The sequence below is a fragment of the Bacillus sp. 7705b genome, from assembly GCF_002289525.1.
Taxonomy (GTDB): domain Bacteria; phylum Bacillota; class Bacilli; order Bacillales; family Bacillaceae; genus Bacillus; species Bacillus halotolerans.
This window is the reverse complement of the sequence record NZ_NSDH01000015.1, coordinates 249,354-261,470: the sequence shown is the minus strand read 5'-3', so window position 1 is coordinate 261,470 and position 12,117 is coordinate 249,354. Positions and strand designations below refer to the sequence as shown.

Here is a 12,117-nt window from a genome sequence, read left to right as displayed (position 1 = left end):
ATGGCTTGCTGGTCAGACAGCTGCCATTTTCTTTTTGATATATAAGATACGTTCGTTCTTAAGCAAAGCGAAAAGGGGGCCCTTCATGAACGTACAAGAAGCGCTGAACTTACTGAAAGAAAACGGATATAAATATACAAGCAAACGGGAAGATATGCTTCAGCTTTTTGCTGATTCGGACAGGTATCTGACCGCTAAAAATGTACTGTCTGCACTAAATGATGATTATCCCGGTTTAAGCTTTGATACGATTTACAGAAACCTTTCTTTATATGAAGAGCTAGGTATTTTGGAAACGACTGAGCTCTCCGGTGAAAAGCTGTTCCGATTTAAATGCTCATTTACTCATCATCACCATCACTTTATTTGCCTGGCTTGCGGCAAAACAAAGGAAATTGAGTCTTGTCCGATGGATAAGCTCTATGATGACCTAGATGGCTATCAGATCAGCGGGCATAAATTTGAGATTTACGGGACATGTCCAAGCTGTGAACAGGAAAAGCAAGATCAACCTTCTGCGTAAGAGTTAAGGATAGAGAAAAAGGAGCCTGATCAGGCTCCTTTTTTAATTTTTCACACGTATGAAATAATGTTTATTTTCATTTATCCATTGAACCGCTTCGAGCCAGTTGTTAACTCTAATGATGTTTGAATCGATCGGAAGCTGGTTATAAGGAGAATTGAATAAAATCACCGGTATTCCGGCTTCTTTTGCAATCATCATTGCGTTTCCGTGATGATCCTCAAAAAACAAGTCGATGTCATGTTTTTTGACCGCTTCGACTTTATGATGCCCGCCCACGAGCTCTATGTGGTCATAATGGATGTTTTGTCTGTCAAACCATTCGAACGTAACATCGCTTAAATGAGTCCTTCTCGCCGTAATATAAATCAGCCGGTGCTCCTCTTTGAGGAGGTCAAGGGACTGTTTTGCATGCTGCGCAAGAAGTGCTTCTTTATATATGATTGCTTCATTTTGATTCATCCAATCCCAAAATTCTTCCTGTGTAATATGTAACAGTTTTGTTAAATCATAATCCGTCATATCGTTTAATGAAATGGAAAGATTAAACGAGCGGTTTAAATAAGGGACGAATGTATCCTGAGCCGTGATTGTGCCGTCAATATCTATTCCTAACCGTAACATGCCCACACTCCTTCAGTTTCATCCTTTCAAGTGTAACATAAACAATTAACATTACCAGAAAAGTTTAGCAAACATGAATCAGCAAAAATGGATCAAACTATAAAAGCTCCTTTAATAAAACAGAAGGGGGAATTGAAGGTGGCAAACGATTACGAAAAACGTGATAACAACAGTTACTATGTAGATCATGGTTCTGAAGGAACAAATATTACCCGCGACAATGATGGTTTTTTTGAGGAAACGGCTGCTGAAATTGCAGAGCCTTTCCGTGCTTCTGACCGCAGCGGTGACCAAGAGAATGACCGCAGCGGCGGAAATGTCAATGAAGGACGGGGGATAGGGTATATCGCTTTAGCCTTGTCCATTATTTCATTGTTTGTTCTTCCTGTTTTGTTGGGAGCTGCCGGTATTATTGTCGGCTATATCGCAAGAAGAAGAGGAGCCCAAAGCCTGGGTGCATGGGCTATGGGGATTGGTGTTGTTTCATTAGTGCTTGGAATATTTATTATTCCATTTTTCTAATACAAAAAAGCTTGACGGGTTTCCGTCAAGCTTTTTGTGTTTCTTCATCTAATTTCGCTTTTTCAGCCTCAAGTTTTGCGTAGTGCTCTTCAGCAAGTATGTCGATTTCTTTTTTCAGTTCTTCAACCATTGTTTCTTCTGGAACCTTACGGACAATTTTACCTTTTCGGAACAGAAGGCCTTCACCGCGTGCTCCAGCGATGCCGATATCAGCTTCTCTTGCTTCACCCGGGCCGTTTACCGCACATCCGAGAACGGCGACTTTAATCGGCGCTTTCACTTTAGAAATATATTCTTCCACTTCGTTGGCGATACTGATCAAATCAATCTCGATACGGCCGCAAGTCGGGCATGAGATGAGGGTTGCAGCATTAGAGGCCAAACCAAAGGATTTCAATAGCTCTCTCGCTACTTTAACCTCTTCAACCGGGTCTGCGCTTAATGAGATACGCAGGGTGTTACCGATGCCCTTGCTTAAAATCGCGCCAAGTCCTGCTGCGCTTTTTACTGTACCGGCAAACAGCGTTCCTGACTCGGTGATTCCGAGGTGAAGCGGGTAATCAAATGCTTTTGACGCTTTTTCGTAAGCCTCGATGGCAAGGTTTACGTCAGAAGCCTTCATGCTGACGATAATATCGTGAAAATCTAGATCTTCAAGAATCTTAATGTGATGAAGAGCGCTTTCTACCATGCCGTCTGCTGTCGGATATCCGTATTTTTCTAAAATCCGTTTTTCCAATGAACCTGCGTTTACACCAATTCGGATTGGAATCCCTTTTTCTTTTGCCGCTTTAACGACCGCTTCGACTTTTTCACGGCGGCCGATGTTGCCTGGGTTGATTCGTATTTTATCTGCGCCGCCTTCAATGGCTTTTAACGCAAGCTTATAATCAAAATGAATGTCAACGACGAGCGGAATGGAGATGCGTTTCTTAATATCCGCAATGGCGTTTGCCGCCCGTTCATCCGGACAAGCCACCCGCACGATTTGGCATCCGGCTTCAGCCAGCCGGTTAATTTCCGCAACCGTTGCTTCTACATCATGTGTTTTGGTTGTTGTCATGCTTTGGATAACGACTTCATTGTTACCGCCTATTGTTAAAGGTCCCACTTTAACGGGACGCGTTTTTGTACGATGGGTGATTTCACTCACTTGTCAATCGCTCCTTAATTGTAGTTGCCGCTTCTAGATAGAATAAACCTAGTATGGTGTATGTCAATGTATTTTACAAATTATATTGTAACAGTGTATTCGCCGAACTGACAAGAAATTAACGTTAATTATGGGTAGACCGGGAATTTGTATGCTGTTCCTGCTTGAATCGTATTGGCTTTTACACTTGGATTAAGCGTTTCAAAATCCTTTACAATATCGTCAGGGGAACTTGCAGACCCGACAATTGACATGACCGTGTCACCCGGTTTTACCGTCACCGTTTTATACGCTGTTTCCTGTACAGCTGTTTTTGCCGATGCTTTATAGACAGGGAGGTTCTGAATGGGGATCGTTCCAATTTTAAGATCATAAAAAATAATAAAAAGGATAAAGAGAATGCTGAATACAAAAGTGAGACGTTTCATTGATTTTGCCTCCCGCATACAAAATTTTTATAACATTGTATGCTTGTCCATGTTGATTCATGACAAAAGAAAAGAGACTGCGAAGGCAGTCTCTGAATTAAGCAACAGCTTTTTTGGACGGGAGCTCTTTTAATACGAGAAACAGGATGACAAAGTTAACAAACCAGTTGACTAAAAATTCACTTGGCACCGTTGTTTCTAACGCACGCATAATCGTAAAAAATATTGTTGAAAGGGTAATGGAGTAAGCAGAAAGCTTCCATAGCTGCTGGTAGGACAGCTGCTTTTGCTGAGCGTTCTTTATGATTAGCCCGATAAGCGCCAAGAATGATACCTCAATAAATTTTCCCGCCGCTGTCACGAGAAAAATGAGTACCGAGAGAACAGTCACGATCATTGTTTTATTTTGGTTTAACCCTGCAGTGACATCTTTTTTGGTTAAATCTGACGGCATCATTGAGTAAGCCATCTCTTGGGCCTGTCCGTCAATGGCCAAAACAAACTTATCCTGAAGTATACCTATTGCGTTTTGCTTTGCTTCGATTTGTTCAGTGCCATATGCATCCGTCGGATCAAACACAATGACAAAGCCGTTTGCCTTTGATTCTGTAGCTTTTTTTTCATCCGTCTGAAGTTTGCCGTTTGAAATTGTGAAATCAGGGAAATCTTTGTTTAAAACGGATTTAAAGCCGTTCATAGATTGGACGGTCCCTGAGCTTACATAATAAGCAGTGGGGATCGCAAAAAGGACAGAAAGCAAAAATACATAAAGAATCGCTTTTCCGATTCCTTGAAATCTTGTTTTTGCAATATCCCGTGGAGAGTATGTACTTTTGATGAAAAGCTGAAATACATTCACTGTCTTCACTTCCTAGCTATACAATATATGTTGCTTATTGTATCGTTGCCTGCGTATGAATACAAGGAAGACCTGCATTGGCAGAAGTGTAAGATAAGAGATGTAAGCATAATGAGGAGGATGGATTCTATGGATATTTTGTATTGGCTGTTGATCGCGGCACTATTTATCATCGCTTTTATCGGGCTTGTGTATCCTGTTATTCCAAGTGTTGTATTTATCGTTGCCGGTTTTGTATTATATGGATTTTTGTTTTCTTTCAGTCCGTATTCCTATATGTTCTGGCTGGTTGAAGCTGTATTCGCCGCAGTATTATTCGCCGCAGATTACGTTTCCAATCTGCTTGGTGTAAAGAGGTTCGGCGGAAGCAAAGCTGCTATTTGGGGGAGTACGATCGGGTTGTTGATCGGTCCCTTTGTGATTCCGGTTGCGGGGATTATTTTAGGGCCGTTTATCGGAGCTGTTTGCGCAGAGCTTATCGTACATCAAAAAGATGTAAAATCAGCGTTTAAAATTGGGCTAGGCTCATTGATCGGCTTTTTAACGGGGGTCATTGCAAAGGGAATTATTCAGCTTTTAATGATCGGATATTTTTTATGGACTGTCCTGTAAGAATTGCTGTCAGGAGGTTTAAGGGGGCAATCTAACGGTTAAAGTGAAATATGTCTGCTGAAATAGCCAAATTGTGAGCTTTTTCATTGATTACACGGCGTTCTTTTGTTACATTGAATGAAGAAAGGCTCGCTGTGAAGCGGCATTTCAGTACATATATATTAAGGAGGAATTATCATGGCTTACGAACTTCCAGAATTACCTTATGCGTACGATGCTTTAGAACCGCATATCGACAAGGAAACTATGAATATTCACCATACGAAGCACCATAACACATACGTTACAAATTTAAACAAAGCGGTTGAAGGAAACACTGCTCTTGCAAACAAATCAGTTGAAGAGCTTGTTGCAGATCTAGATTCTGTTCCTGAAAACATCCGCACAGCAGTCCGCAACAATGGCGGCGGACACGCGAACCACAAATTATTCTGGACACTTTTATCTCCAAACGGCGGTGGCGAGCCAACTGGCGAGCTTGCTGAAGAGATCAACAGTGTATTTGGAAGCTTGGACAAATTCAAAGAACAATTCGCTGCAGCAGCAGCTGGACGTTTCGGTTCAGGCTGGGCATGGCTTGTTGTAAACAACGGCAAACTTGAAATCACAAGCACGCCAAACCAAGATTCTCCGCTTTCTGAAGGCAAAACGCCTATCCTAGGTCTTGATGTTTGGGAGCATGCTTACTACCTTAACTATCAAAACCGCCGTCCTGATTACATTTCAGCTTTCTGGAATGTGGTAAACTGGGACGAAGTTGCTCGTCTTTACAGCGCAGCAAAATAATAACGCAAAACAAGGCCCTCATAAAAGGGCCTTGTTTTTTTATGTCTTCTCTTTACATATCTCGGTTTCAGTGAGACAGACTAAGGGGTAGTAAAGGGGAGTCAGTAATGAGCAAACTAAAAAAGGTAATTGGAGATGTAAATGTAAATAAAGGATTACTTCTTCTGCTGACCGTTGGCGGTCTTTACTCGTTAGGAATTGCGCTTTCCAATACATTTGTGAATGTGTATCTCTGGAAGCAGTCAGGAAAATTTATTGATTTGGCGATATACAACTTATCGATTGTGACGATGCAGCCGATAACATTTTATTTAGCTGGCCGTTTAGCCAAAAAAATAGACCGGGTTTTCATTCTTAGATTTGGAGTGATTTTTTTAGCAGCATTTTATTTAAGTGTGCTGCTGGCTGGAGAAACTGCTGCATCACGTCTTGTTCTCATCGGAGCGGTGCTCGGAGTAGGCTATGGATTTTACTGGCTCGCGTTTAATGTGCTCACCTTTGAAATAACAGAGCCTGATACGCGGGATTTTTTCAACGGCTTTATGGGCATCCTGTCCTCATCTGCAGGAATGATTGGTCCGATTGTTGCAGGATTTGTCATCTCAAGGCTTGAAAATAATACGGGTTACACTGTCATTTTCAGTCTCTCCCTCAGTTTATTTGCACTGGCTGTCGTGATGAGCTTCTTCCTAAAACGGAGAGAATCAAAGGGCCAATTTATGCTGAGTAAGGTATTTGGAGAACGCCACACTAATATGAACTGGCGGCGAATTACAAATGCGCATTTTTTTCAGGGCTTGAGAGAAGGGATTTTCGTCTTTTTAATCAGTGTTTTTGTGTTTATTGAAACAAACAGCGAACTGGCCCTCGGAACCTTTGGTCTCGTCAACTCTGCTGTTTCCTTTTTTGCCTATTATTTTGCTTCAAGGCTGATCAAGAAGAAGGCCCGTAAAAAATCAATTTTGCTGGGCGGCCTTATTCTCTATGGCGCGCTGTTTTTGATACTCTTTCATATGAGCTTTACGACATTATTGACGTACGGCGTGTTTATTGCGATCGGCTATCCTCTTTTGCTCGTGCCTTATGTATCGCTTACATATGATGTCATAGGACGGGCCAGACATGCCAGAAAAGCGAGAATTGAATATATCGTGCTGAGAGAAATGTTTTTAAACGCCGGCAGAATTGTTTCGATTTTATGCTTTCTCCTTATCGTGGCCCTTTTTAAAGAAGATATGGGTATACCGTTGTCGCTTGCCATCTTGGGCATCGGGCATCCGCTCATTTATTACTTTGTCAAGGATATTCGTTTTAAAGAGAAAGAAGAGGAAAATGAAACTATGGAAGAAGACGGCCACAAACGGGTGACTGAACCGAACCTTTTAAAAGGCGAAAGATAATTTTTTGGCAATAAGGGGTTATCTGTAGAAAAAAGTCGAAAAAACCTTTAAAATGAAAAATGGCACTCTTACGTGAGTGTCTTTTCTTTCTGTAAATAGAAAAAGGTGATGTTATGAGGAGAAATAAACAAAAAAAGCAAAATCATAAAGAGAAAAAGAAGTCGCTTCCGATCCGGCTGAATATTTTATTTTTGGCCGCTTTTGTTATATTCACCTGGATTATTGTGGAGCTTGGCATTAAGCAGATCGTTCAAGGCGATGATTACAAAAATCAAGCCAATCAGCAGGAACAAAGTGAAGTCAGCTCGGCGGTGCCGCGCGGGAAAATTTATGATCGGAATTTTAATGCCATTGTAACAAATAAGGCTTTAAATGCGATTACATACACCAGATCTAAATCTACAACGCAAGAACAGCGTTTGAAAATCGCAAAAAAGCTGGCAGATATGATTAAAGTCGATACAAAAAAAGTAACAGAACGGGATAAAAAAGATTATTGGATTTTGACTAGACCAAAAGAAGCGAAAAAGCTGATTACTTCTAAGGAAAGACAGCAAGTGGAAAATAAAAAATTATCAGATGATGATTTATACCAGCTCCAGCTAAAACGGATTACCGATAAGCAGCTGAATGAATTGACTGATAAAGACATGCAGATTCTCGCCATTAAAAGACAGATGGACTCCGGATATGCATTAACACCGCAATACATCAAAAATGAAGATGTATCAGCGAAAGAAATGGCAGTTGTAAGTGAACATTTAGATGAACTCCCGGGTGTTGATGTCACGTCAGACTGGGAACGTGAATATCCGTATAAAAATCTTCTCCGCTCAGTGCTCGGAAGTGTATCAAGCTCTGATGAAGGATTGCCATCCAACTTGCTCGACCATTATCTGTCGCTTGGCTACAGCCGAAATGACAGGGTCGGAAAAAGCTACTTAGAATATCAATACGAAAGCCTTTTGCAAGGCCAAAAAGCTAAGGTGGAAAATATCACAGATTCAAATGGCAATGTAACGGGAACAAAGACCGTTTCTGAAGGGAAAGCCGGTAAAGATCTCGTGCTTACGATTGACATTGACTTGCAAAAATCAGTTGAAAAAATCATTGAGAAAAACCTCAAGTCTGCTAAAGCAAGACCAAGTACTGAATTGTTAGACCGGGCATTTGTCGTCATGATGGACCCGAGAAACGGCGAAGTGCTGACGATGGCGGGTAAGCAGATTAAAACAGAAAACGGGAAATATAAAATTGATGATTACGCACTAGGGAATATGACGTCATCTTATGCTATGGGATCAGCTGTCAAAGGCGCAACTGTACTGACAGGTCTTCAAACTGGTGCCATCAATCTGAATACAGTTTTTCAGGATGAACCATTATATATTGGCCAGGATAAAAACGGCAAAAAATCGTGGACTACTTTGGGACCTGTTAATATTCAAAGAGCCTTAGAGCAGTCTTCAAACGTATTCATGTTTAAAACTGCAATCGCACTTGGAAAAGGTGAATATAAACCGCATCAAGCTTTACCGATTGATACGACGGCTTTTGATACGTTCCGGAATTATTTCAGTCAATTTGGACTTGGTGTAAAAACTGGGATTGACCTTCCAAATGAAATGACAGGCTATAAAGGAACAAGCAGATTGACGGGATTCTTGCTTGACTATGCTATCGGCCAATATGATACGTATACACCGCTCGAACTAGCACAATATGTATCAACAATCGCAAATGGTGGCTACCGCTTGAAACCTCAGCTTGTAAAAGAAGTAAGGGAACCTGATGCAGAAAAAGGAATCGGGGCGGTCGTACAATCTGTTCAGCCTGAAGTGCTGAATAAAGTGGACATGAAAAGCGATTATATTAAAGAGGTTCAAGCCGGGTTTAGACGAGTCGCGACTAAAGGAACTGCGGCAAGTCAATTTGCTTCAGCATCTTATAAACCTGCTGCTAAAACAGGAACAGCACAATCGTTCTATGACGGACCAAATAAATCAAAAACAGGTGAAAGTACTTATAATACAACACTTGTTGCTTATGCGCCTGCTGATAACCCTGAGGTTGCCATCTCTGTTGTAGTTCCTTGGGCTTATGTAGATTACAGCGCTAAATATACCATTACGAACGAAATCGGCAGAGAAGTATTGGATAAATATTTTGAGCTGAAATCGAAGCAGGACAAAGAAGATACTCAGCAAAAAAATAAAGACAAAATTGAAGAAAAAGCAGAAAACACAACGTCTTCTGATAACTAAACAGAAACGCCCACATCATGTGGGCGTTTTTTTATACAAAAAAATGCACGGATTTACAAAACCTTAACATTCGATTTAAACCTATTTTACATAGAACCTTTACTCTATACGTGTAGGACAAATTACACATTATACGCAGGGGGAATTCAGGAAATGAAAAAAAACAAATTGGTGCTTATGCTTCTGATGGCTGCTTTTATGATGATTGCAGCTGCATGCGGAAACGCAGGAGAAAGTGAAAAAACAAATAGCGGCTCTGCAAAAGGAGAAGAAAAGGCATCAGGTTCTTTAACCATTTCTGGTTCATCGGCCATGCAGCCATTAGTACTTGCAGCTGCAGAAAAATTTATGGAAGAAAACCCTGATGCTGATATACAGGTACAAGCAGGGGGGTCTGGAACAGGGCTTTCTCAAGTATCTGAAGGAGCTGTTCAAATCGGAAATTCAGATGTTTTCGCTGAAGAAAAAGAAGGTATCGACGCAAAAGCGCTTGTAGACCATCAAGTTGCAGTAGTCGGTATGGCAGCGGCTGTAAACCCTGACACAGGTGTAAAAGATATCTCAAAAGATGAATTGAAAAAAATCTTCACTGGCAAAATCAAAAACTGGAAAGAGCTTGGCGGAAAGGACCAAAAAATTACGCTTGTAAACCGTCCTGATTCTTCAGGTACACGTGCGACATTTGTAAAATATGCGCTTGACGGAGAAGAACCGGCAGAAGGCATTACTGAGGATTCTTCCAACACTGTGAAAAAAATCATTGCTGATACTCCGGGAGCAATTGGATATCTTGCATTCTCATATTTAACAGATGACAAAGTAACAGCTTTATCTATTGACGGTGTGAAGCCCGAAGCGAAAAACGTTACAACTGGAGAATATCCAATCTGGGCTTATCAGCATTCTTATACAAAAGGCGAAGCGAAAGATCTAGCGAAAGAATTTCTTGATTATCTAAAGAGTGAAGACATTCAAAAAAGCATTGTAACTGACCAAGGGTACATTCCGGTGACTGATATGAAAGTGACTCGCGATGCCAAAGGGAAGCAAAGCTGATCTAAATAAAAAGAGGAGTGCGGAGACTTCCGTTTCTCCTCTTAACACATTCATAGGAGTGTAAAACAATGATAAACAATAGAGAAAATATGTCTGTGAGCGAACGTTTAATCAGCTCAAGGCAAAATAGGCAATTGGATGAAGTTCGGGGAAGAATGATCGTGACAGCCTGCGCGCTTATAATGATAGCGGCATCTGTGGCGATCACCATTTTCCTCGGCATTAAGGGGCTGCAATCTTTTCTTGTAAATGGTGTAAGCCCAATTGAATTCTTAACGAGTCTGAATTGGAACCCTACAGATTCTGATCCGAAATACGGAGTGCTGCCTTTTATCTTTGGCTCATTTGCAGTAACGATTCTCTCCGCTCTCATTGCTGCGCCGCTCGGCATAGCAGGTGCGATCTTTATGACAGAAATTGCGCCGAATTGGGGGAAGAAAGTGCTGCAGCCGGTGATCGAATTATTGGTCGGCATCCCATCTGTTGTTTATGGATTCATAGGTCTTACAGTATTGGTGCCTTTTATTGCTCAGTTCAAAACGAGCGGAACAGGACACAGTTTATTGGCGGGAACGATTGTGCTTTCTATTATGATTCTGCCGACGATTACATCTATCTCAGCCGATGCGATGGCATCACTTCCGAAAAGCTTAAGAGAAGGTTCTTACGCTCTCGGTGCGACAAGATGGCAGACCATTAGAAAAGTGCTCATCCCTGCAGCTTTTCCGACATTAATGACTGCCGTTGTCCTAGGTATGGCCCGTGCGTTTGGTGAGGCTCTTGCTGTCCAAATGGTCATTGGAAATACAAGAGTATTGCCTGAAAGTCTGTTTGACACCGCAGGAACATTGACAACCATTATTACGCTGAATATGGGCCATACCACATACGGAAGCGTTGAAAATAATACGCTGTGGTCAATGGGACTTGTGTTGCTGGTGATGTCATTCTTGTTCATCCTGCTTATTCGCTACTTGTCATCTAGGAGGAAAGTGTAATGAACCGCAAATTAACAGATAAACTGGCGACTGGAATGTTCGGTTTATGCGCAGCCATTATCGCCGCGATTCTAGTCGGTCTGTTTTCCTATATTATTATTAACGGTGTTTCTCAGCTCAGCTTTGATTTTATTACGACAAAATCAAGTGCCATTGCCGCAGGAGGCGGGATACGAGACCAGCTGTTTAACTCCTTTTATATTCTGTTTATCACGATGCTGATTACCATCCCGCTCGGAGTGGGCGGCGGAGTGTTCATGGCGGAATACGCGCCTAACAACAAAGTGACAGATTTTATCAGAACGTGTATTGAGGTCCTTTCATCTCTTCCATCAATTGTCATTGGAATGTTCGGCTTACTGATGTTTGTTAACCTGACAGGCTGGGGATATACGATCATAGGCGGGGCGCTGGCATTAACGGTCTTTAATCTTCCTGTTATGGTGCGTGTGACAGAAGACGCGGTCCGTTCAGTCCCTAAAGATTTGAAGGAAGCATCGCTCGCTTTAGGTGTTTCTCGATGGCATACCGTAAAAACCGTTTTAATACCAAGTGCGATCCCTTCCATCATCACAGGTGCCATTTTAGCGTCAGGAAGGGTGTTCGGGGAAGCGGCGGCTTTATTATTTACAGCAGGGCTTACAACGCCGCGCCTCAATTTTGCAGAGTGGAATCCGTTTTCTGAAACATCGCCGCTTAATATTTTCAGACCCGCTGAAACACTTGCGGTCCACATTTGGAACGTAAATACGCAAGGGATGATTCCGGATGCTGAAGCGATTGCCAACGGCGGTTCTGCAGTGCTGGTGATTTCAGTCCTAGTCTTCAATCTCGCGGCGAGATGGCTTGGAACAATAATCTATAAAAAGCTTACGGCAAATTAGACCGGAAA

The 12,117-nt window shown here is 41.8% G+C and carries 13 protein-coding genes; 9 read left to right on the top strand and 4 right to left on the bottom strand.

From position 1 onward, the window contains the following. Positions 1-85 precede the first annotated feature (85 nt). Positions 86-523 carry a zinc uptake transcriptional repressor Zur gene (gene zur / locus CJU60_RS06640; RefSeq protein WP_010334964.1) on the top strand — a complete coding sequence of 146 codons (438 nt, stop codon included), beginning with the start codon at positions 86-88 and terminating at the stop codon, positions 521-523. Positions 524-565: 42 nt separating this feature from the next. Here the strand turns inward: zur and CJU60_RS06635 are convergent, their stop codons facing one another. Next, the gene (locus CJU60_RS06635; RefSeq protein ID WP_024122075.1) at positions 566-1,147 is read right to left on the bottom strand and encodes a nucleotidase; all 582 of its coding nucleotides are present in this window, start codon (positions 1,145-1,147) and stop codon (positions 566-568) included. Between the two features lie 132 nt (positions 1,148-1,279). On the opposite strand from CJU60_RS06635, the gene CJU60_RS06630 reads away from it, so the two are divergent. Next, positions 1,280-1,669, top strand: a complete 390-nt coding sequence (locus tag CJU60_RS06630) for a DUF308 domain-containing protein (protein ID WP_082687864.1) — start codon at positions 1,280-1,282, stop codon at positions 1,667-1,669. A gap of 25 nt (positions 1,670-1,694) precedes the next feature. Here CJU60_RS06630 and ispG read toward each other — a convergent pair whose 3' ends face one another. The 3 genes from ispG to CJU60_RS06615 all read right to left on the bottom strand — a co-directional run bounded on the left by ispG (position 1,695) and on the right by CJU60_RS06615 (position 4,109). After that, on the bottom strand, positions 1,695-2,813 hold the full coding sequence (gene ispG / locus CJU60_RS06625) for a flavodoxin-dependent (E)-4-hydroxy-3-methylbut-2-enyl-diphosphate synthase (RefSeq protein WP_173400513.1): 1,119 nt from the start codon (positions 2,811-2,813) through the stop codon (positions 1,695-1,697). Positions 2,814-2,950: 137 nt separating this feature from the next. Beyond that, positions 2,951-3,250 (bottom strand): LysM peptidoglycan-binding domain-containing protein, encoded by a 300-nt coding sequence (locus tag CJU60_RS06620; protein ID WP_095713288.1) that lies wholly within the window; start codon positions 3,248-3,250, stop codon positions 2,951-2,953. Positions 3,251-3,347: 97 nt separating this feature from the next. Then, entirely contained in the window at positions 3,348-4,109 is a 762-nt protein-coding gene (locus tag CJU60_RS06615) for a DUF1189 domain-containing protein (protein ID WP_095713287.1), read from the bottom strand. Between the two features lie 129 nt (positions 4,110-4,238). On the opposite strand from CJU60_RS06615, the gene CJU60_RS06610 reads away from it, so the two are divergent. The 7 genes from CJU60_RS06610 (at position 4,239) to pstA (ending at position 12,109) form a co-directional block, all read left to right on the top strand. Then, positions 4,239-4,721 carry a DUF456 domain-containing protein gene (locus tag CJU60_RS06610; RefSeq protein ID WP_010334953.1) on the top strand — a complete coding sequence of 161 codons (483 nt, stop codon included), beginning with the start codon at positions 4,239-4,241 and terminating at the stop codon, positions 4,719-4,721. A gap of 177 nt (positions 4,722-4,898) precedes the next feature. Then, positions 4,899-5,507 (top strand): superoxide dismutase SodA, encoded by a 609-nt coding sequence (gene sodA, locus CJU60_RS06605; protein WP_024122071.1) that lies wholly within the window; start codon positions 4,899-4,901, stop codon positions 5,505-5,507. A gap of 107 nt (positions 5,508-5,614) precedes the next feature. Continuing rightward, positions 5,615-6,907 (top strand): MFS transporter, encoded by a 1,293-nt coding sequence (locus CJU60_RS06600; protein WP_024122070.1) that lies wholly within the window; start codon positions 5,615-5,617, stop codon positions 6,905-6,907. Between the two features lie 113 nt (positions 6,908-7,020). After that, positions 7,021-9,171 carry a penicillin-binding protein 2A gene (pbpA, locus tag CJU60_RS06595; RefSeq protein ID WP_095713286.1) on the top strand — a complete coding sequence of 717 codons (2,151 nt, stop codon included), beginning with the start codon at positions 7,021-7,023 and terminating at the stop codon, positions 9,169-9,171. Between the two features lie 153 nt (positions 9,172-9,324). Then, on the top strand, positions 9,325-10,227 hold the full coding sequence (locus tag CJU60_RS06590) for a phosphate ABC transporter substrate-binding protein (RefSeq protein WP_024122068.1): 903 nt from the start codon (positions 9,325-9,327) through the stop codon (positions 10,225-10,227). A gap of 68 nt (positions 10,228-10,295) precedes the next feature. Then, the gene (gene pstC, locus CJU60_RS06585; protein ID WP_024122067.1) at positions 10,296-11,225 is read left to right on the top strand and encodes a phosphate ABC transporter permease subunit PstC; all 930 of its coding nucleotides are present in this window, start codon (positions 10,296-10,298) and stop codon (positions 11,223-11,225) included. Next, entirely contained in the window at positions 11,225-12,109 is an 885-nt protein-coding gene (gene pstA / locus CJU60_RS06580; RefSeq protein WP_024122066.1) for a phosphate ABC transporter permease PstA, read from the top strand. The genes pstC and pstA overlap by 1 nt, the downstream gene beginning before the upstream one ends. Positions 12,110-12,117 lie beyond the last annotated feature (8 nt).

Excerpts from the sequence above, each read along its gene's own strand:
- zur (WP_010334964.1), top strand. The coding sequence starts at position 86 with ATGAACGTACAAGAAGCGCTGAACTTACTGAAAGAAAACGGATATAAA.
- CJU60_RS06635 (WP_024122075.1), bottom strand. The coding sequence starts at position 1,147 with ATGTTACGGTTAGGAATAGATATTGACGGCACAATCACGGCTCAGGAT.
- CJU60_RS06620 (WP_095713288.1), bottom strand. The coding sequence starts at position 3,250 with ATGAAACGTCTCACTTTTGTATTCAGCATTCTCTTTATCCTTTTTATT.
- CJU60_RS06610 (WP_010334953.1), top strand. The coding sequence starts at position 4,239 with ATGGATATTTTGTATTGGCTGTTGATCGCGGCACTATTTATCATCGCT.
- sodA (WP_024122071.1), top strand. The coding sequence starts at position 4,899 with ATGGCTTACGAACTTCCAGAATTACCTTATGCGTACGATGCTTTAGAA.
- CJU60_RS06600 (WP_024122070.1), top strand. The coding sequence starts at position 5,615 with ATGAGCAAACTAAAAAAGGTAATTGGAGATGTAAATGTAAATAAAGGA.
- pbpA (WP_095713286.1), top strand. The coding sequence starts at position 7,021 with ATGAGGAGAAATAAACAAAAAAAGCAAAATCATAAAGAGAAAAAGAAG.
- CJU60_RS06590 (WP_024122068.1), top strand. The coding sequence starts at position 9,325 with ATGAAAAAAAACAAATTGGTGCTTATGCTTCTGATGGCTGCTTTTATG.
- pstC (WP_024122067.1), top strand. The coding sequence starts at position 10,296 with ATGATAAACAATAGAGAAAATATGTCTGTGAGCGAACGTTTAATCAGC.
- pstA (WP_024122066.1), top strand. The coding sequence starts at position 11,225 with ATGAACCGCAAATTAACAGATAAACTGGCGACTGGAATGTTCGGTTTA.